The following is a 21,718-nucleotide window of genomic DNA, read 5'->3' as shown; positions in this document are numbered from 1 at the left end:
CTGTAATGAAAATCATTTTATCATTAGTACTCGCTGTTTCGACAGTTACAGGTTTTGCCCAAAAGAGCAACACCCAAAAACCAAATATTATTCTATTGTTCGCTGATGATATTAGCGCCAGAGAATTACCTATTTACAAGTCAGATGTTTGGAGTCCACCATCTGGTGGTAATACTACAGATCTACAGTACAGAGCAAGCACTCCAGTACTAGATAAAATGGCCAATGAAGGTTGTTATATTTCAACTGCTTGGGCTGCTGTGGTTTGTTCGCCTAGTCGTGCCATGATGATGACGGGTCGCTATGCACATTTGCATAAATGGTGGGACAACAAACATATCGGAAAGTTTACCAACGAAAAAGGAAAGTTAACTACCTATAATTTATATTCTAGCTCCGCAAATACCATCGGGACTATCGCCAAAAAAGGAGGATATGCTTCTATGTGGGCTGGGAAATCACAGATGCGAAATGCCGAAATCGAAAAATTTGATTTTGACGAAGGTGTTTTCACTCCCGGAGAAAGTACTTCTTTGAATACCGAAAATCCGTTTACCGATTTTGAATTGGCAGAGCAAAAAATTGATGGCAAAAAAACATTAATCAATAGAAATAATGGACAAGCTGTTTCTTCTTACGCTCAATCTAGTTGGTACTGGAGACCACACGTAATGTTGATGAACCAACCCAAGTCGAAAGAAAAATTTCAATGGTGGCCAAATACTGCCGAATCCAAAAAACAATACGGCAACAGTACGTACGGTCCAGATGTAGAATTGGATTTTGTTTTGGATTTTATGGAACGAAAAACCAAAGAGAACAAACCATTCTTTGTTTACCATACCTCACATTTAGGACATGATGCGATGGACTTTTTGAATCCATCAGAAAAAAACAAATGGCCAGGAACACCAATCGTAAAATGGGACGGAACAAAATACAATAGAACACAACCCAATGTAACAGGTGAAAAAGGTGTTTATGATACCCACGGAACAGTAACTGGTCCTGGAATTCATAATCACGTCAATTATTTGGACTACCAAGTTTCTTTGTATTTGAAAAAAATGAAGGAGTTAAAAATCGAAAACAATACCATTTTTATCTTTTGCGCAGACAATGGAACGAGTGGTTATGGAAAAAATAGTCCTGATGTTCAAAAAGGATGTCATGTGCCCTTTATCATCTATGCACCGGGAATGAAAATGACCAAAAAAGGGAAGCAAGAAGTTTTGGTAAATATTTCAGATGTGCTACCAACAATTGCCGAGATTACAGGCGTAACATTACCAAAAGACTACGAAATCAATGGCGAAAGTTTAGTTCCTTTTTTAACAACCAACAAAAAAACGCACCGCGATTGGTTGTACGCTTACAGTGGACCAATGCAGTTAATTAGAGGAAATACAGTGCTTAAAGACGGACGAAATAAATGGTATGATGTATCGAAAAACCCAACCGACTTAATCAGTTTTCCACAAATTACAGATTGGTCGAAAGCCACTCCCGAACAAAAACAAGAAAAAGCAAAATTGGAGTCCATTTTACCTCGTTTTAACAAATTTGCTGAAGCTCCAAACGGGCCTATGTCAGCAAAAGATCAATTAAAAATTGACGAAATGGAAAAAAATAGCGCTGCCAAAAAAGGACCAAAGAAAGGCAATAAGAAAAATAAAGAGGATGGTGGCGAAGAGTAATATCTAGTCAACAACCCAAATTCACACCACATTATTTTTAGAAAATGAAAAAAAGCACCCTACTATTACTGGTTTTACTTAGCTGTAAAGGCTACAGTCAGCTGGATAAAAAATACTTCAAAAAGTTACAATCCGAAAGAGTTGTTTCTAGCAATTCGGTCGAATGGCAACAGTTTGGACCAGGAATGTCTGGTTATTGCGAAGAATATTGGTGCCATCCTACCAATACCAATGTCATGTTTATGTCGCCAGATATGTACAATAGCTACGGATCTTGGGACAACGGAAAATCATGGCAAACCATCAAAGATAATGATGGAACCGGGCGTGATATGCGTCGCGTGCAAGATATTGTGTTCTCGCATCAATCAGAGAATTTTGGTTATGCCATTAGCGTTCGTGGCGAATTATTCAAAACCACCGATTTAGGCCGAAACTGGGAACAAATAGACGATTTTCCGAGTAAAGGAAGGTATGCCGTTTTGACTGTTGACCCATCCAATGATAATAACTGGTATGCAGGTGCAGGTGATTTTTGGAATGTAAAAGCAAACCACAGAAGTCTAAACAATCCAAAAGGTGAAGTTGCCAAATATGCTTCTTACGGAAATATTTTGAAAAGTACCGACAAAGGAAAAACATGGAAAAAAATCACCAACGGTTTGCCTCCAACTATGGATATCGGACGCATTATTGTGGATCCTAGTAACTCCAAAAATTTGGTAATAGCAACTAGTTTTGGTGTGTATAGAAGTACGGATCAAGGAGAATCATGGCAAATGAGTGCCAAAGGTTTGCCGAATAATCTTCCGAGAGACTTGACTTTCTACTTTAATCCAAAAACCAAAGAGTATGTTTTATACGAATTGGAACAAACTTTTTATGAAGAAGACGGAAAAACAATCAAAGCCAAAGGCGGTATTTATCAAAGTACTGATGGTGGTCAAAATTGGACATCCATTTCAGGAAACATTGCTTTAGATTATAACAAAATTTCAAGTTATGATGCACAAAGAGGCTATTGGAAAACGATGTCTTTTTGGTTTGATAAACCAGAAAAAGAACTGAAAGAAAAACATCCAGATTTGCCTACACAAATGTTCAGTACTTTCAACAGAATTGTAGTGAATCCATTAAACAAAAATGAAGTCTACATTTCGCATAATGTTAAACACGACAAAGCGTTTGGACCTGGAGATGTTTGGAAAACTGCTGACGGTGGAAAAAATTGGATTGCAACCGCACGCACAGGAGTGGATTGGATGAAAGGGAAAGACGATGCCTACTGGCAATCCCGAAATAATCCAGTTGGTGTCAACACAACTTATGGGCATTTACAAAAAGAAATGGATCATAAACCGGAGGTTTCAGGGAATCGTTTCATGCAAATTAATAACAAAGGCGAACTTTTTGTTTGTATCGAACAACAAATTTTGCGTTCCAACGATGGCGGAAAAACTTGGATTCAGGTAGATGATAATGAAACCAAACCCGGAAGTGATCATTGGGTAGGTCGTGGTGGCAGTAATTTACCAGGACGTTTTATGTTATTGGACACTGGTGTCAAAGGTCGAAAATTCTTCAGTAGCGGCGAACACGGATTGTGGCAAAATGCTAGTTTGGATAATTATCCAGACAAAAATGCAGTTGCCGTAAAACAAATAGAAGGACAATTGAACGAAAAAGGAGCAACATCAATTGCTTCGGTAGCAGTGCATCCAAACGATCCAAATACCATTTATATTATTATGTTCCGTCAAGACCATCGTGGGGCTTTGAGAAAATCTATTGATGGCGGAAAAACATGGAATGATGTTGCAATCGCTTTCAAAGCAGGTGGAAATATTTCAAACAATGTTCTGCAATCGTCTTTGCTGATTGATTACAAAACGCCATCAAATATTTATTTCAACACGATTGCCTCTCCAATTTCTGAAGTAGGTGGTCCTAAAGCACCATTTAGCGAACACGGAATTTTTAGAAGTACCGATAGCGGTTTGACTTGGACTCGAATCAACAAAGGATTGCCAACCGTAGGAGCATCAAAAGAAGTCATCAATGTGAGACGTTTGGTTATGGATCCTGTAAATCCAAATATTTTGTATGCCACTTTGGTACAATCTGCCGATGGAAAAATTGATGGAGGCTTGTATAAATCGGTTGATAAAGGAGAAAACTGGGAAAAAGCAAAAACACCAAACGACATCATTGCGGTAAACAATCTTTTTATAGATAAAAAAACCAACGAAATGTTTATTTCCTGCGGTCGTGCTAGAGGCACGCAAGAGGAAGGCGGCGTTTGGAAAAGTAAAAATAACGGAAAAGATTGGGACAAGATTTTTGATATGCCCTATGTATGGCAAACCGAAGTTTCTCCAGTAGATTCCAATATTATTACCGTTGCAGTGGCAAGCCAAGACGAAAATAAAGGAGTAACTAGTTTGAACCCTGGAGCCTACTTGTCTAAAGATGCGGGGAAAACCTGGACTAAAATCAACAAGAATTTAGGACAACCTGACAGTGTCATCGACTTAAAACCGGATCCAGAAGACGCTGCTGTTTTATGGTGCGCTTTGAAAGGAAGCGGCTGGGCCAAAGCGACAATTAAATAAGAATTATAAGCTCAAAATTAAAACAACCAATAGCACCTTAATCAATGAAATCACCTTATTATTTAACCTTACTATTGCTATCCTTTATCAATTACGCACAACCGCCGGAACCACCTGTTGGGAAAAGATGGGTTGTGAATGAACAATATTCAGATGAGTTCAACGGTAACAAATTGGATGCTTCCAAATGGTACGATTACCATCCAACCTGGAAAGGGCGTGCACCGGGATTATTCATGCCATCACAAGTGAGTGTAGGTGACGGATACATGATGATTCAAGGAAAAAAAATGGCAAAAGACACCATCGTCAACGGTCAAACATTTAATATAGCGGGCGGTGCAGTAATTTCGAAAAACAAAGAAGCGTATTTTGGCTATTACGAATGCAAATTCAAAGCAGCCAAAACAACCATGTCAACGACTTTTTGGTTTTCAACAGGTAAATCATATAAAGGAGATTTGCCTTGTGGTGACAATTACGGTTTGGAACTGGATATTCAGGAATGTATTGGTCGTGTTGGAGATTTCAAAGGAGATCACTTTGCCAACGGAATGAACTCAAATGGACATTATTGGTATACAGGATGCGACAAAAAGAAACAAGATTTGCGTGCTCCGCAAGTAAAATTTAGATCAGACAAATTAGCATCCGAAGATTTCAACGTGTATGGCGGTTGGTGGAAAGACGAAAACCAAGTGAGCTTTTATTACAATAATGACGCACCAAAGCACATGAACTTCAATAGTACTATTAAGGAGAAATCATTTGATCAACCCATGCAAATGAATATGGTTTCGGAAACCTATCCTTACCCTTGGATTGAGTTGCCAAATGATACCGAATTGGCCGATCCTACCAAGAATACTTGCTATTACGACTGGGTTCGTTCCTATATTTTGGTAGATGTAGATAGCGATTATCTGGATCCTTTCTTGAATAAAAAAGGAAGTAAAACAGCAATCAAGAAAGACTTTCTTATGTTTGATGAAGCCATTCGTTTTATCGAAAAACCAATGCATATCAAAAATGCCAAATCAATTGTTTTCCCGATTGACTTTAAAGCAAAAACCGATAGAGAAATTCACTTGGCAGTAAAAAACAGTGCCAATAAAGTGATTGAAAACAAAGTATTTCCTGCCTACGCAGGTTTTGGTCGAAAAGATGTGGAATTAGCTTTGGGAACTCAGTTTCAAGCTAATGAATCGTATACCGTACAAATTTTTATTCGACCATTAAAAGCAGCCAATGATAAAGAAGCTTTCCAATCGGATGCTTTTATATTTAAATTAAACTAATCATTATGAAATTATTTTCAATAAGTACAGCGCTATTTTTATCAGTTCAAGGTTTGCTAGCTCAAAATCCACTAGTAACCAAAATATTTACTGCCGATCCAACTGCGAGAGTTTTTGATGGCAAATTATACCTCTATCCTTCGCATGATGTGGTGCCAAAAGAAGGTATTGAAGCACCTCGTTTTTGTATGCCCGATTATCATATGTATTCCTTGGAAAACGGAAGTACTTGGAAAGATTATGGTGTGCTTTTAGATCAAAATCAAGTGCCTTGGGGCAAGAAAGATTCCTATGGAATGTGGGCACCCGATTGTATAAAAAAAGGAGATTTGTATTATTACTATTATCCTGCAGAACCTGCCGACAAATCAGCATTTAGACGAATAGGAGTTGGGATTTCCAAAAATCCAACTGGGCCGTTCAAATGGGAGAAAAAGTATATTGAAGGAGTTTCTGGAATTGATCCTGGATTATTATTGGACGATGATGGAAAAGCGTATCTGTATTTTGGTGGTGGTAAAGAATTATTTGTTGCGCCATTAAAAGACAACATGATAGAAATCGAGGGAAAACCCATCAAAATTGAAGGATTGCCTGCGGGTTACAAAGAAGGATCCTTTCCTTTTAAATATAATAATCTTTACTATTTCACTTTTGCACATGTGTATCCTGAGGAAGGCTATAATATTGGATATGCAACTAGTAGTAGTCCAATGGGACCTTTTGAATATCGTGGCAAGATAATGGACAATATTAGTAATGGAACTAACCATCATTCGGTAGTGAATTATGAAGGGAAATGGATTTTATTTTACCATTGGTGGGCTATCAGTGGACATAATAAATTGCGTTCAATTCAAGCCGATTACATGGAATTTAAAGAAGATGGAACCATCAAAAAAGTAAAGCCAACCATAAGAGGTATTGGGAATCCAAAAATTGGAGATACTATACAAATTGATCGATACAACGAAATTGACAAAGCACAGACTTCTTTTGTTGGAGGAAATGAACCAATTGGTTGGATGGTGTCGGACACTAAGCATATGAGTTCTGTGAAATTTAAAGGAGTAGATTTTGGTGAAGGAGCAGCCAAAAAAATTAAAGCACGATATGCATCCGGACAGCGTTTTGGGAATTTTGAAATACACCTCAAAGATGCCAAAGGAAAGATGATAGCCGATTTCCCAGCAAAATATACAGGAGGGTGGAATTCTTGGCAAACTATTGAAGCTAATTTGTTAGAAACTGTAACAGGAATTCAAGATATAGTTGTGGTTTTTAAATCTGAAAATGGCGCCGATAAAATTATCAATTTGAACTGGTTATTATTAGAAAAATAAAATGAAAAAGAACCTACTTATTACACTTGCTTTAGCACTATCATTGGGAGTTACAGCACAAAAGAAACCAAATGTCATTGTTGTATTAGCCGATGATATCGGACTTGGAGATATTTCTTATTATCGAAAAATGCATTCGAACGATATTATTGTCGAAACTCCAGCGATTGACCAATTGGCCAAGGAAGGAATGGCTTTTACAGATGCGCATACGCCGGCAGCCTTATGTGCGCCCACGCGTGCGGCGATCATGGCCGGAAAAAACTGCTACCGTAGTTATGCGCCTTGGGGCGTTTGGAGTCCTTATGCGGAATCACCTATAAAACCCGATGATTTGACCTTGGGTAAAGTGATGAAAAATGCAGGTTACAGCACCGCTTTCTTCGGAAAATGGGGTTTTGGCTCTGATTATTATGAAAAAAATGACAACACCAAAATTTACAAAGGTGGCCGTGTCAAAATTGCTATGGATGTTGATGTAACCCAAATTGCAGGCAACGGACCCAAACAAAATGGTTTTGATTACAGCTATATGTTCCCATCTGGAATTCAAGACGTACCGTATTTGGCTTTCGAAAATGAAAAATGGGCTCCGTTTAAAAAAGATTCCAAAATCACCTTCATTTCTCAAGAGAATATGACCAAGATTGGAGTGACGCTTGACAAAGACGAAGGTCTGGGCGATTCCAATTGGGATCCACATTATATGGGGCCTCAGTTGGTTGGCAAAGCGGTAAATTTTATAGAAAACAGCTCCAAAGACAAACCCTTTTTTATGTACTACTGTGCGCTTGCGGTGCATTTGCCACACACGCCATCCGAGAATTTGAATGGTAAAAAGATTGCAGGAACTACACCAAGTTCGCATTTGGATGTGGTCAAAGAGCTCGATGTACAAATAGAAATGTTGGTACAAAGCTTGAAGAAAAAAGGTGTTTATGACAACACGATTATCATTTTTACCTCAGACAACGGAGGATTGCAAGTCAAAGAAGACAAGCAAGCAGGGCACCAATCCAGCGATATTTACCGCGGTGGAAAAAACCAAGCTTATGAAGGCGGACACAGAGTCCCTTTTATAGCTTCGTGGCCAGGACAAATCAAAGCCAAAACCATTAATACGACTCCTGTTTTAGGATTGGATGTGATGGCAACTTTGGCGGCAATTACCAACCAAAAAATACCTGAAAACCAACAAATTGATTCGGCTAACTTATTGCCATTATTTTTAGGAAAAAGCAAAGCTCCTGTGCATCCTTATATCATGACGCAATCGGGAACATCCAAAGAAGGGGTAATTATCGAAAATGGTTGGAAGTTGATTATTGCTTTCGATAAAAAAGACAAATCAGATACTAAAAGAACACCAAATGCTTTGTTCAACCTTGTCGATAATGTCGAAGAAAAAGAGAATGGTAACTTAATTAATGACCCAAAATACAAAGCTAAAGTAGAGCAACTTTTTGCAGCTTTCAACGCCGCTAGAGACGGTAATAAACCAACCAAAATTTAACCAAATTATGAAAAAACGAACACTAACCCAATGGGCGTTATTATTGTTTTTAGGCGCTTCATTAAGTGGCCAAGCGCAGACTGCTATTGCTCCAGGACCTTTTAAAGGCACAGACGAATCATTAGAAAAATACCAATTTCCAGACTGGTTTAGAGATGCCAAATTCGGAATCTGGTCACACTGGGGACCGCAAGCCGTGCCGAGACAAGGCGATTGGTATGCCAAAAAAATGTACCAAGAAGGTTCACCGGTTTATAAATATCATGTAGAACACTACGGACATCCGTCTAAAGTGGGGTACAAAGATATTATTGGAATGTGGAAAGCCGAAAAATTTAACCCAGAACAATTGATGGCACTCTACAAAAAAGCTGGAGCCAAATATTTTGTGAGTATGGGTACGCACCATGACAACTTCTTTTTGTGGGATTCCAAATTGCATGATTGGAACTCCGTGAAAATGGGACCTAAAAAAGACATCGTAAAATTATGGCAAGATGCCGCCAAAAAAGAAGGATTGAAATTTGGAGTTTCAGAGCATTTGGGAGCGAGTTACACTTGGTGGCAAACCAACAAAGGAGCCGACAAAAAAGGACCAATGGCAGGAATTCCGTATGACGGAAACGACCCGAAATTTGTAGATCTATACCATAAAATATTAGCTCCAGATGATAAAGAATGGATGACAACCGATCCAGAATCGCAACAACAATGGTTGGCACGCATCAACGAGTTGGTCAATACCTACAAACCCGATCTATTGTATTCGGATAGTAAATTGCCGTTTGGAGATGTGGGGAGAGACATGATTGCCAATTTTTACAACACTAATCTAAAGGCCAACAACGGAAAACTAGAAGCCATTTATAACTGTAAAGAATTTTCAAACGGAAAATGGGTTGAAGACATGGAACGTGGCGTGATGGACGGAATCAGTCCGTATCCTTGGCAGACCGATACCTCTATCGGGGATTGGTATTACAAAACAGGTCAGGAGTACAAAACGGCGACTTACACCTTGCAAATGTTGTGCGACATTGTGAGTAAGAACGGAAACCTATTGATCAATATCGTACAAACGCCAGAAGGAGATATTGAAGGTGATTTACTAAAAGCGCTAGACGAAATAGGTACTTGGATTGCCACCAATGGTGAAGGAATCTACGGTTCACGACCTTGGAAAGTTTTTGGCGAAAGACCAGTAAAAGCCGTAACGGTAAAAACGGCCAAGTTCAACGAAAAAAACATCAAGTATGCCGAAGACGATATTCGTTTTACAACCAAAGGAGAGAACACTTTGTATGCCTTCTGTTTGGAGCAACCCACCAAAGATGTCCGCATCAAGTCATTGGGTTCAAACTCCAAATTGAACGACAAAAAAATCGCCAACATTTCGATTTTAGGAAGCAAAGAAAAACTAAAGTGGAAAGCAGAAAACGAAGCTTTGGTCATCTCCAAACCAACCCAATTACCCAACTGGAGCGTAATCGGAATCAAAATCGAATTCAAAAAATAAACAGTGACAGTATTCCAAAAACACCAATCGATTCGGTTGGTGTTTTTTTGTTTAGGAGCAGAACGACTGGTTTTCATAAGGACAACCAGTCCTGCTCTCGGCTATATCTTTATGGCCGAAAAAGCCATAAAGGATGCCGCCTCGATCAGGGCTAAATTTGGATAAGTTGTTTTTTAAATTTACGATTTGTTGAAGTGATTAAATTCGAAAGAAAAAACCTAATTTTGTTTTGAAGTTTGGGGGAAATTGTATAAACTTGTGGGCATTTACTTGTTGGTAGGTGTTTTTAGAAACGAAGACGAATTTAATAATATTATGGAAGAGAATAAATTATCAAAAAAATTGTCAAAATTTGAAGGCTGTTATCTTTCAGGCTTTTTCATGACAGATCCTGCAATGTTAACATCTATGGGATTATTATTTGAAAAAGTATATCTTCCAAATCAATTAGAGATTGTAATTGATATTTCAAAAAAATATAAAATATCTACAAGTTCTGAAAAAAATATAAATTTTAACTTTGAAAGAATTGAAGGTAAATTCAAATTTAAAGAAAATCCACTAGAGAAACTTACAGAAGACCAACAAAAGACTGCAAAGCATTATTTAATGATGGCTCATCAGTTTTGCATAGACAATCATGAATTATTTCCTTCTTTTTTTGAAACAGATTTATTAAAAAATAATGAAGTTTTCTCAGTGAAACTAATTGAGAAAGGTGAAAATGGTAACTTAAATAAGTATCAAGTTAAAAAAAATCCACTTTTTGTTACGACTGAAGGGGTAGATCAACTTGAAAAAAGAATAAGAAATGGTAGTGTACCATTAATTGGAGTTGACAAAATTAAATCTAACATATTAGCTATTGATAAAATACCTGATAAAAGCATTGCAGCATTACTTGCAATGCAATCAATAGAAATGGTACTTCCATCAATGATAGGTGTTGAGCCTTGTTTAATACTTGAAGCAAGGGATAAATTAAGCGACCATTTACCTCAATTTTGGTCTGCAATGCTTAAATTTTCTCAAGAAGGTAAAAATGTTATTAAAAACTGCAAAAATATAGAAGAAGCCATCTTTGAATGTCAAAATATAGTTGATGTAAGTATTAGGCCTGTTTTAATAGATTTAAATGAAAAAATAATTAGAGATAAAAAAAATTGGTTTTATAGAATATTATCGCCTGTAGGTGATAAATTAAAATTTGTAATAGGTAGACCAAACATTTCAAATTTAGATTTATTAACAGCTTCAATGTCATTAGCTACTGATGTAACAATAGATTATGTGCAACACAAAAGAAAATTAAATGAATTAAAAGATGAAGCAGGATTAACTTATTTAATTAAATTAGGACAACAAATAAATTAAAAATAAATATATCCCAACTCGTACTCGTTTGTCCCACAGCATGGTGCTTGACTTCGTCGAGTACCTATTTACCTTACGACCAAAAAACGTAGCGTTTGCAACCCGGCTCATTACTACTAGCTTTGATTTTTTGTGATTGAAAATTAGCTTTATAGTTGTTCGTACTTATAAGGAAATGATAACTAATAAAGTCTTAAAGTAAAGGAACCGCGTTGCAAACGCTACGACCGGTTTCCAAAATCAAAGCAAGCACTCGACGCAGTCAAGCGCCAGAGAAAGAAGTTTGCGTTTTTGATAAATTACAGTAGATTGCAGGAGTGCATTTGACTTTTAAAGTAGTGGCAGCGTAGAGAAATATTTTTATAAAAACGATACCTAATGAAAATAATACTTACTACAATTTGTTTGATGATTAGTGTCTTGGGTTTTTCACAAACGCAATTAGATTTGAATTCAGAAGCTATTAAAGATTATAATACCTCGGATAAAAAACTAAATCAAGTGTACCAACAAATACTAAGAGAGTATAAAAGTGACTTGGTCTTTATTGCAAATTTTAAAAAAGCGCAAAGACTTTGGGTGCAATTTCGTGATGCCGAAATGAATGCTAAGTTTCCCGATAGAGAAGTTGGATATTACGGTAGTGTGCAACCAATGTGTTGGAACCATTATTTAGAAATACTAACCAACGAACGAATTACAAAATTAAAGACTTGGATCATTGGCATTGAAGAAGGTGATGTTTGCACGGGAACAGTAAAAGTAAAGAATTAAAGAAAAGGTGCTATCCAACTAGCGCTCGTGTATCCTTCAACCTGGTGCTTGACTGCGTCGAGTACCTATTTACCTTATGACCAAAAAAACGTAGCGTTTGCAACGCGGATCACTGCTACTAGTTGTAATTTTTTGTGATGGAGAATTAGTTTTATAGTTGTTCGTACATATAATGAGAGCGTAATTAGTAAAGTCATATAGTAAAGGAACCGCGTTGCAAACGCTACGACCGGTTTCCATAATCAAAGCAGGCACTCGACGCAGTCAAGCGCCAGAGAAATAAGTTTGCGTTTTCAAAAATTACAAGTATTATGCAATACGTGTCGAAACTTTTTTACTAAATTTTAACATGATACTAATTGAAAAAAATATCGCTCAACTTGCGCTCGATTGTCCCACAACCTGGTGCTTGACTGCGTCGAGTACCTATTTCCTTATGACCAAAAAACATAGTGTTTGCAACGCGGCTCATTAATACCATTTATGATTTTTTGTGATTGGCAATTAGTTTTATAATTGTTCTCACTTATAATGAGAGTGTAATTAGTAAAGTCTTATAGTAAAGGAACCGCGTTGCAAACGCTACGATTGGTTTGCAAAATAAAAGCAAGCACTCGACGCAGTCAAGCGCCAGAGAAAGAAGTTTGCGTTTTTGATAAATTACAAGCATTATGCAATACGTATCGAAACTTTTTTACTAAATTTGAACATGATACTAATTGAAAAAAATATCGACCGCTTAAGATCCATTTGTTCAACATACCATGTTGAGAAAATGTATCTATTTGGCTCGGCATTAAATTCAGACTTTAATGATAAAAGTGATATTGATTTTTTAGTGAAGTTCAAGTCTTTTGAATTATCCCAATACTTTGAAAATTACATCAATCTAAAAGAAAATTTAAAAAAACTATTTGGTCGAGAAATAGATTTAGTTGAAGAACAAACCCTCAAAAACCCGATTCTTATAAAATCGATAAATAAATCTAAAGAACTTATTTATGGATGAGAGAATATTAAAATGGCTGTTTGATGTTAAAATGGCTATTGAGGAAATCGATAGTTATTTTTCGGATGAAGTAAAGGACTTTTTAAAATATCGCAATAACCTAATGTTAAAAAGGGCAGTTGAAAGAGATTTAGAAATTATTGGTGAAGCAATAAATCGAATTATTACTCGTGATCAAAATTTTGAAATTAAAATTACAAATGCAAAGGCGATTATTAGTTTTAGAAATCAAGTAATTCATGCTTATGACAATATTTCTGACGAAAATATTTGGTCAATTCTAATCAATCACCTTCCAAAACTTAAAGTCGAAATTGACAATCTAATTGACAATAAATAACACTCCAACTAGCGCTCGTTTGTCCCCCAACCTGGTGCTTGACTGCGTCGAGTACCTATTTACCTTACGACCAAAAAACGTAGCGTTTGCAACGCGGCTCATTGATACTAGTTATGATTTCTGTGATTGAGAAATTGTTTTATATTTGTTAGGACTGAAGCTTAAAAAAATCAAAACAGCACAAAAATGAATACAAATTTAAAATTAGGTTGGATTGGTCTAGGAAACATGGGAAATCCAATGGTACGCAATTTATTGGAAGCGGGTTTTAAGGTGGCCGTATTCAATCGATCCAAAGACAAAGAAACACCGCTAATCGAGGTTGGTGCAACTTCGGCGAGTAGTCCGCAGGAACTTATAGAACATTGCGATGTGGTTGTGACGATGTTGTCCAATGATGAAGCCGTAAAGGAAATATTTGAAGATAAGACTAGCGGTTTGTTGTCAAAAAGCTTTGCTGGAAAAACAATTATCAACATGAGTACGGTTGCACCTGATACTTCCCGTTATTTGGCAATGCTTTGCAATGAACAGCAAATAGGTTTTATTGATGCACCCGTTTCTGGAAGTGTGAAACCAGCACAAGATGGGACATTAGTAATCATAGTTGGAGGAAAACCAGAAACGTATACACATGTAAAACCAGTTTTTGATGTACTGGGTAAAATTTCGATTTATGTGGGTATCGCTGGAGTAGCCAGCTCGGCTAAATTAGCTATCAATTACCTCCTTGGTCTTAATCTTCAGGGATTGGCAGAAACTGTATTATTTGCAGAAAACAATGGAGTAAGTAAAGATGATATGCTATCAATAGTAAACGAAGGTGCTTGTGCCAATGGCATTACAAAGATTAAATCGACTGCCATATTAAGTGATTCTTTTCCAGCGGCATTTGCTCTTAAGCATCTTGTTAAAGATTTAAAACTGGCCAATGATGCAGGCTTAGATTCTCCATTAGCACAACCATTACTCGACAGTTATAGTAAGGCTGAAAACGAAGGTTTTGGAGAGGAAGATGTTATGGCGATTATAAAAAGCTTAAAGTAACAGTGCTAATCAAAAATTAGAAAACATAAAAAAAGGATTTATACCAATTAAAGGACAGAACCACGCTATCTTCCGAATCTTTACTTGTGGTTCGGGATTAGAAACGAAAAATTCTGATTTAACACCAAAAAGCAGATCGAAAGTTGTGCTTTTTTTGGGTTTTAGAATGGTTTGTAAATAAGAGAAAAATCGGTCTCTTTAGCCCCGATTGCAGTGAAAATCCTTGTGGGGGCTGGCATTTATGCCCCCACAAGATTGTAACGAAAAGCGGGAACATACTTTCCTAAAAATGCCTAACATACTGCTCCAAATAAGAAACAACAATCAAAATTGGGTTCATTCACTATTGTACGATTCCTTTCGAGTGCAAAGGTAATAAGTTACCTAAAGTATTCATTACAACTGCTGATTAAGTCCTATAGATTCAAAAACATCTAGTTGGTCTCGCTGAAAGTGGCTCAAGCTAGTCAAGCACCTTTGCAGAGAAGCTTATATAGGGACAGAACGTTGCGGTTATTATACCTAAAAAAAATACCGTTTGCGATGTAGATCTCTACTACTAGTTGTGATTATTTGTTATTGAGAATTGTAAATAAATAGGCGGTTTTACTGTTTTTGCAAACTGGTGTAAACTAAATAAGCACAGTTCTCACTGTGCTTATTTAGTCGTCAATTGTAGGGTAATACTAGAGATGGCAGTAGTAAAACTTCAATCCTATAGTTACGCTTCTAGTTCGGATAATTCTGTTTCAAATTCCATTGAGTCGATCTTCTCCTCCTCTACTACAGGCTTTGAAGCTTTTAGAGTATTGAATTTTTCTATCTTTTCTAGATCACTATCTTCTCCACTGAAATAAGGAAACACGTCCATAATAGGTGATTCCGAAATAGCGGGGATATTGTACTCGCCCATGGTGTTATTCATCACATGAACGGTATTATCATAGGCTTCTTTCACATCATTGGCTTGTACCAAAAAGTACATGTTTGTTTTGCGCTCTTTTCCACTTTCTTCATCATAAGCGATTAAAGAAATTTTGGATTTAAACCAACGATCAGTATTTTCAAAAGGATGAATTTCGGCGTAGTTGGCTACTTTAATATTGGTGATTTTAAACTCTTCACTAATATAAGCCGCCATCTCTTCATTGATACGGCGTTCTGCTTCTGTATAAGACAAAGCATCTACCAAATAAGGTTCAGTAGTTACTTTTTGTCCACCATTTTCATCAATTTTTCTATATTTTACTTTGCATTCGAACCAAGTTGTACTCATAATATTTTTTTTTAAGGATGCCAAAGATAGATTTTAAAGAAAAGAAAATCCCTATTTCATACAAATAGATATTCACAAATTTGATTCCGAGTCGTTTTACTCCATTTATAATGGTTCACTCCTATTCTATAGTTGCGTTTTTAGTAATTATCCTATCCTTCTATCTGGGCTTGCTTCAATTATTTTTGCTAATTTTGCGGCATGGTAAAAGTAATACTCATTGGATCGGGAAATCTAGCACAACATCTTATTGTTGCGTTTCAAGAGACTGAAAAGTCAGGAAGACCTATTGAGTTGGTTCAAGTTTTTGCCCGACAAAAAGAAGGACTAACTCACCTACTCCACTCTGATAAAATAGTTTCAGATTGGAGTCAATTGAAAGAAGCAGATTTGTATATCATTGCTGTTTCTGATGATGCGATTGGTGAAGTAGCTTCACAATTGCCTTTTACAAATAGATTGGTGGTACATACGTCTGGTGCAATGGATTTGCAAACTTTAGATTCAAAAAACCGAAAAGGTGTTTTTTATCCATTACAGTCTTTTACCAAAAATAAAAAAGTCGCTTTTAAGACTATTCCTATTTGCTTGGAATCTGAAAATGAAGATGATTATAAGATGATGGAAAAAGTAGCGACTGCTATTTCGAACAAAATCTATCCCATACAATCACAACAACGCAAAGCCTTACATGTGGCAGCAGTATTTGTGAATAATTTCACGAATCATTTATTCAAAATCGGAGCAGAAATTTGCGCCGACAATCAAATTCCGTTTGAAATATTACAACCTTTGATCCTAGAAACTGTTCAAAAAATCACAACAATTTCGCCCGAACAAGCACAAACGGGACCAGCAATTAGAAACGATCAGAAAACTATTGCGACACACGAGCAATTTTTGACTAATGAAAACCAATTAAATTTATATAAAATCTTAACCCAATCAATACAAAATAATGGCAAAAAGTTATAAGGAAATAATGAATGACATCACAACTTTTATTTTTGATGTAGATGGTGTACTGACTGATGGTTCTGTTTTTATTGCAAACGATGGCGAAATGCTTCGTACTATGAACATCAAAGATGGTTATGCGATGAAAGCCGCTATTGAAAGTGGTTATAATGTTTGTATTATTTCTGGTGGAAAAAATGAAGGAGTGCGTGTTCGTTTGCGCAATTTAGGAATTACAGATATTCATTTGGGAGCACCTGATAAAGTAGAAACTTTTGAAGAATACACCGAACTCTATTCGATCAAACCAGAACAAGTATTGTATATGGGTGACGATATTCCTGATTATCATGTGATGAAATTGGTCGGATTACCTACTTGTCCACAAGATGCTAGTCCAGAAATCAAAATGATTTCAAAATACATTTCACATAAAAATGGAGGAAAAGGTGCCGTTAGAGAAGTGATCGAACAAGTGATGAAAGTACAAGGAAAGTGGATGGAATATTTTGAAGGTACTAACAATTAAAAGTTTAATAATAGTTTAACTGCTTAAGCGGTTAATTTTTGCATTATATAACTAATTAATTGAAAAGATTAAATACATGAGTTTCCTAAAACTAATACGTTACCAAAACTTGTTGATGCTTGCTTTTATGCAATTGCTTTTTCGATATGGATTTTTGAAATTACAAAATATTCCGTTGGCATTGAATGACTGGCAATATGCACTTTTGGTGTTGAGTACCATTTTAATAGCGGGGGCGGGTTATGTCATCAATAATATTTTGGATCAAGAAACTGACTCTGAAAACAAACCTCAAAATCTTATTGTAGGAACTAAAATTAGGGAAACAACTGCATACAATATATATATAGGACTCAATTGTACGGGTGTAGCAATTGGTTTTTATCTTGCTAATCTAATTGGAAAACCCAATTTCGCAGGACTTTTTATCATCATTGCAGCGACATTATATATGTATGCCACTAGTTTGAAACAAATTGCTGTCATAGGTAATTTTGTAATAGCCTTGTTGCTTTCAGTAAGTGTTTTGATTGTTGGAGTATTCGATCTATATCCAATGATCATAATAGAGAACCAACAAATTATGGGAAGTTTATTCTCGGTTCTTTTGGATTATGCGGTTTTTGCCTTTATGATTAATTTTATCCGAGAAATAGTCAAAGACATGGAAGATATTAATGGCGATTATAATCAAGGAATGAAAACCCTACCTATAATTTTTGGGGTAAAAAGAACAACTATTGTTGTATTTATATTGAGTATTATTCCCATTATTGCTCTCTTTTTTTACATTAAAAACTATTTATTGACATACAGTTTGTTTCCAACTATCTTGTATTCTTTAGTTTTTATTCTGGCTCCATTATTACTTTTCACAGTCAAAATCACAACGGCCAAAACTCAAAAAGAGTTTCATTATTTGAGTACATTGCTAAAGGGAATTCTGTTTTTCGGGATATTCTCTATTCTTATTCTTACCCTAAATATCATATACAATGTTTAATACTAAACTGCAGAAATACAAATTAATCCTAGCTTCAGGTTCGCCTAGAAGGCAACAATTTTTCAAAGATTTAGAATTGGATTTCGAAATTCGACTGAAAGAAGTAGAAGAAATTTTCCCGCCAGAGTTGAAGGCTGGAGAAATCACCAATTATTTGGCAGAATTGAAAGCCGCAGCTTTTGACGGAACACTTTTAGATCACGAAATTTTAGTAACTAGTGACACAATCGTTTGGCATAACAACCAAGCATTGGGGAAACCAAAAGATAAAGAAGATGCTTTTCGAATCTTAAAATCCTTATCCAATAACACACACGAAGTGATTACTTCCGTTTGTTTTAAGACCAATTCCAAAACCGATTTGATTTGCGAAACAACCAAAGTTACTTTCAATGAATTGAGTGACGAAGCCATTCATTATTATATTGAAAATTATAAACCTTTTGACAAAGCAGGTTCTTATGGAATTCAAGAATGGATTGGTTTTATTGGAGTTTCAAAAATTGAAGGTTCTTACGCCAATGTTATGGGAATGCCCGTGGATAAAGTTTACAAATATTTAAGTAACTTAGAGTAAAAATAAATGATGGTATTTCTAGATAACTTTACTAAAGAGACACTTTCAACTGGAGTTGTGCTGCTTATTATGATTGTATTGCGAATCGTAGTATCGAATGTTGTTCGAAAATTTGCCAAATCAACACATATTATTGAACACAGAACAAACTTAGTCATTAAGTATCTCCATTTATTAATTAACTCAATGGTTCTAATTGCATTAACATTAATTTGGGGAGTTCAAGCCAAAGATATTATTATTGCTATATCGTCTATAACAACAGTTGTAGGAGTAGCTATGGTGGCACAATGGTCCATATTGAGTAATATTACATCGGGTATTATTTTGTTTTTTTCATTTCCATTTAAAATTGGAGATGTCATAAAAATACATGATAAGGATTTCCCAATTGTTGGTGAGATTGAGGATATTACTGCTTTTCATATTTCATTAATAACAAAAGAGGGGGAAGTGGTCGTTTACCCAAATAACTTAGTTTTTCAAAAGGGTATTTCGATTATGAAAAATCATTTTGAAGATAAAGAGTTTGTGGATTGAAAATTAATATAGAAAGAATTTATTGTATTTTAAAACAAACAATAACAACCGATTAGATTTTTATGTATTAATCCCACTTCAATGCTCCAAATACAAAAAGTCATATTATCACTACTGCTATCATTGACATTCTTCGTTACTTTTTCACAAAAAAAGAAAACGGAACAGGATAGTAGTGCGGTATATATAAAAATCCAAACCTATTCAAAAAAAAATAAGTTTACCAAATTAGTTCATAAGCTTATTTTTCAACCCATTAATACCAAACACAATACCATAAAAAGTGTAAAGCAAAAAACGCATAAATCCTATAATGGTAAAATAATCAGGAATATCAACATTGTAACTTTGGATCCTTTTGGTTATTCAGATAGTGATACTTTGCGAAAACCAAAAAACTGGGAAGAAAGAACCGGAAATTGGTTGCATCTAAAATCAAAAAAAATAGCGATACAAAATATATTGTTGTTCAAAAAAAACTTGCCCTACAATGATCTGGTCACTAGAGAAACAGAACGTCTAATAAGAGCACAACGATTTGTGAGTCGTGTAACTATTACTGAAAAACTGACCCAAAAAAAATCAGATTCAGTAGATGTTTATATTCGCGTGTTAGATTCTTGGAGTACCGTTCCAAAATTTCAGATTTCAAGTAATAGTGCATCATTAGGCTTAAATGAAAGAAATTTTTTTGGAACAGGACAACAATTTGACTATCGTTTTACCAATCGTTTTCAAGACGGAAAAGACGCTCATGATCTTACTTATACTATACCAAATATTAAAAATAGCTTTATTAAAACTGTTATAAAATACAATATTAATTTAGATGATTTTTACGATAAAAGTATTTTAATAGAGCGACCTTTTTATTCTTCCTTATCAAAATGGGCAGGTGGAATATTATTAAATCAAACATTCAAGGTAGATAGTTTACAAATATTAGATTTAAAGTATAATAAGCAAAATTTTAAAAATAGCATTCATGATTTTTGGATAGGTAAGGCATTCCCTTTATATAAAAATGACACTTTATATAATAATACAACAAATTTAATTCTTACTAGTCGGTTTATGAACATCAATTATATTGAAAGGCCCAATTTAGAATACGACCCTATAGAATTTTACAATAACGAAAAACTCATGCTTTTAGGGATTGGAATCAATAATAGACGATTTATTGAAGACCGATACATTTTTAAATATGGAATTATTGAAGACGTTCCTATTGGTCAAATATATGGTTTAACTACAGGATACCAATATAAAAATAACCAATGGAGGCCCTATTTAGGAGGACAATTTTCTATTGGGAAATACATCAAGCAAGGTTATATTAGTACTAATTTTGAGTTAGGTACTTATTTTAATCATTCTAAAACAGAACAAACTACTTTCTCATTTCAAGCTAATTATTTTACCCATTTATTAGAAATTGGAGATTGGAAAATAAGGCAGTTTATCAAACCAATCATATTGATAGGTATTAATAGACAAGACTCAAGAGGAGATCAATTAACTATTAATGAAGAATTTGGTATTCAAGGTTTCAATAGTCCCATTTATGGAACGGATAAAGTGGTTTTAAATTTCCAAACACAAACCTATTCTCCTAAAAGTATTTGGGGATTTCGATTCAATCCGTTTTTAAACTATTCCATTGCAATGTTGGGAAATGTTAAAAATAATTTTCCTGATAAAAAAATATATTCAAAAATTGGAATTGGAGCTATCATAAGTAATGACTTTTTAGTTTTTAGTTCTTTTCAATTATCACTAGCTTATTACCCTACTATTCCTCTACAAGGAGATAGTATTTTTAAGACTAATGCTTTTGAAACCTCTGATTTTGGTTACCAAAGTTTTGAACTTGCTAAACCAAAAATAGTTGGGTTTAAATAATAGTTAGTTAATCCATTTTTATTATTATCTTTATGAAAGAATCGTATTAATTAAAACCAATAAAAATGAAAAAATTAAGCTCCTATCTACTGATATTAGTATTGTCATTAGGTGTAATTCCAACAACGATTTCAGCTGCAGAAAATAGCAGCCCAAACGTCCCCAAAGAAATCCCAGCAGATGTACAGTTTAAACTTGACCGTTTGGACAACATTAAAAAAATGGATAGATCCGATTTGAGCTCAGCTGAAAAAAAAGAACTTCGAAAAGAAGTTAGAAGCATTAAAGCGGATTTAAGATCAAGTAATAATGGTTTGTATTTATCTTTTGGAGCAATTGTTATTATTTTGCTTCTTTTGATATTATTGTTGTAATCTAAAATAAAGTTAAAAAAGGAAAAGGCTATTT

General features: G+C 35.3%; 19 protein-coding genes. 18 read left to right on the top strand and 1 reads right to left on the bottom strand.

Going from position 1 to position 21,718, the window contains the following annotated elements; all coding sequences use genetic code 11:
• Window positions 1–5 precede the first annotated feature (5 nt).
• The 11 genes from ABZP37_RS11395 (at window position 6) to ABZP37_RS11345 (ending at window position 14,523) form a co-directional block, all read left to right on the top strand.
• Window positions 6–1,697, top strand: coding sequence for a sulfatase-like hydrolase/transferase (locus ABZP37_RS11395; RefSeq protein WP_366183102.1), 1,692 nt, complete (start codon window positions 6–8; stop codon window positions 1,695–1,697).
• Window positions 1,698–1,741: 44 nt separating this feature from the next.
• On the top strand, window positions 1,742–4,309 hold the full coding sequence (locus ABZP37_RS11390; protein WP_366183100.1) for a hypothetical protein: 2,568 nt from the start codon (window positions 1,742–1,744) through the stop codon (window positions 4,307–4,309).
• 44 nt (window positions 4,310–4,353) lie between these two features.
• Window positions 4,354–5,607, top strand: a complete 1,254-nt coding sequence (locus ABZP37_RS11385) for a beta-porphyranase D (protein WP_366183098.1) — start codon at window positions 4,354–4,356, stop codon at window positions 5,605–5,607.
• Between the two features lie 5 nt (window positions 5,608–5,612).
• Window positions 5,613–6,950: a family 43 glycosylhydrolase gene (locus ABZP37_RS11380; RefSeq protein WP_366183096.1), complete on the top strand. Its 1,338-nt coding sequence runs from the start codon at window positions 5,613–5,615 to the stop codon at window positions 6,948–6,950.
• A gap of 1 nt (window position 6,951) precedes the next feature.
• Complete coding sequence (locus tag ABZP37_RS11375; RefSeq protein WP_366183094.1) at window positions 6,952–8,463, top strand: arylsulfatase; 1,512 nt, start codon at window positions 6,952–6,954, stop codon at window positions 8,461–8,463.
• 7 nt (window positions 8,464–8,470) lie between these two features.
• Complete coding sequence (locus ABZP37_RS11370) at window positions 8,471–9,979, top strand: alpha-L-fucosidase (protein ID WP_366183093.1); 1,509 nt, start codon at window positions 8,471–8,473, stop codon at window positions 9,977–9,979.
• A 315-nt stretch (window positions 9,980–10,294) separates the two neighbouring features.
• Complete coding sequence (locus tag ABZP37_RS11365) at window positions 10,295–11,353, top strand: hypothetical protein (protein ID WP_366183091.1); 1,059 nt, start codon at window positions 10,295–10,297, stop codon at window positions 11,351–11,353.
• 378 nt (window positions 11,354–11,731) lie between these two features.
• Window positions 11,732–12,127: a lysozyme inhibitor LprI family protein gene (locus tag ABZP37_RS11360; protein WP_366183089.1), complete on the top strand. Its 396-nt coding sequence runs from the start codon at window positions 11,732–11,734 to the stop codon at window positions 12,125–12,127.
• 709 nt (window positions 12,128–12,836) lie between these two features.
• On the top strand, window positions 12,837–13,136 hold the full coding sequence (locus tag ABZP37_RS11355) for a nucleotidyltransferase domain-containing protein (protein ID WP_366183087.1): 300 nt from the start codon (window positions 12,837–12,839) through the stop codon (window positions 13,134–13,136).
• Window positions 13,129–13,476, top strand: a complete 348-nt coding sequence (locus ABZP37_RS11350) for a HepT-like ribonuclease domain-containing protein (protein ID WP_366183085.1) — start codon at window positions 13,129–13,131, stop codon at window positions 13,474–13,476. Before ABZP37_RS11355 ends, ABZP37_RS11350 begins: the two co-directional genes overlap by 8 nt.
• Window positions 13,477–13,662: 186 nt before the next feature.
• On the top strand, window positions 13,663–14,523 hold the full coding sequence (locus ABZP37_RS11345) for an NAD(P)-dependent oxidoreductase (protein ID WP_366183083.1): 861 nt from the start codon (window positions 13,663–13,665) through the stop codon (window positions 14,521–14,523).
• A 721-nt stretch (window positions 14,524–15,244) separates the two neighbouring features.
• On the opposite strand, the gene ABZP37_RS11340 is transcribed toward ABZP37_RS11345, so the two are convergent.
• A complete protein-coding gene (locus tag ABZP37_RS11340) occupies window positions 15,245–15,799 on the bottom strand; it encodes a DUF4494 domain-containing protein (RefSeq protein ID WP_366183082.1) in 555 nt (184 codons plus the stop codon).
• A 201-nt stretch (window positions 15,800–16,000) separates the two neighbouring features.
• On the opposite strand from ABZP37_RS11340, the gene ABZP37_RS11335 reads away from it, so the two are divergent.
• From ABZP37_RS11335 to ABZP37_RS11305, 7 genes are all read left to right on the top strand, one after another.
• Window positions 16,001–16,774 (top strand): DUF2520 domain-containing protein, encoded by a 774-nt coding sequence (locus ABZP37_RS11335; RefSeq protein ID WP_366183080.1) that lies wholly within the window; start codon window positions 16,001–16,003, stop codon window positions 16,772–16,774.
• Window positions 16,758–17,285 (top strand): HAD-IIIA family hydrolase, encoded by a 528-nt coding sequence (locus ABZP37_RS11330; protein WP_366183079.1) that lies wholly within the window; start codon window positions 16,758–16,760, stop codon window positions 17,283–17,285. The genes ABZP37_RS11335 and ABZP37_RS11330 overlap by 17 nt, the downstream gene beginning before the upstream one ends.
• Window positions 17,286–17,361: 76 nt before the next feature.
• Entirely contained in the window at window positions 17,362–18,288 is a 927-nt protein-coding gene (locus ABZP37_RS11325; RefSeq protein WP_366183077.1) for a geranylgeranylglycerol-phosphate geranylgeranyltransferase, read from the top strand.
• Window positions 18,281–18,865, top strand: coding sequence for a Maf-like protein (locus ABZP37_RS11320; protein ID WP_366183076.1), 585 nt, complete (start codon window positions 18,281–18,283; stop codon window positions 18,863–18,865). The genes ABZP37_RS11325 and ABZP37_RS11320 overlap by 8 nt, the downstream gene beginning before the upstream one ends.
• Window positions 18,866–18,871: 6 nt before the next feature.
• A complete protein-coding gene (locus ABZP37_RS11315) occupies window positions 18,872–19,405 on the top strand; it encodes a mechanosensitive ion channel domain-containing protein (protein ID WP_366183074.1) in 534 nt (177 codons plus the stop codon).
• Between the two features lie 81 nt (window positions 19,406–19,486).
• Window positions 19,487–21,310 (top strand): hypothetical protein, encoded by a 1,824-nt coding sequence (locus ABZP37_RS11310; RefSeq protein ID WP_366183072.1) that lies wholly within the window; start codon window positions 19,487–19,489, stop codon window positions 21,308–21,310.
• Between the two features lie 65 nt (window positions 21,311–21,375).
• Entirely contained in the window at window positions 21,376–21,684 is a 309-nt protein-coding gene (locus ABZP37_RS11305; RefSeq protein WP_366183070.1) for a hypothetical protein, read from the top strand.
• Window positions 21,685–21,718 lie beyond the last annotated feature (34 nt).

The organism is Flavobacterium ovatum, assembly GCF_040703125.1.
GTDB classification, from domain to species: Bacteria; Bacteroidota; Bacteroidia; order Flavobacteriales; family Flavobacteriaceae; genus Flavobacterium; species Flavobacterium ovatum.
This window is presented reverse-complemented; position numbering and strand designations above follow the sequence as displayed.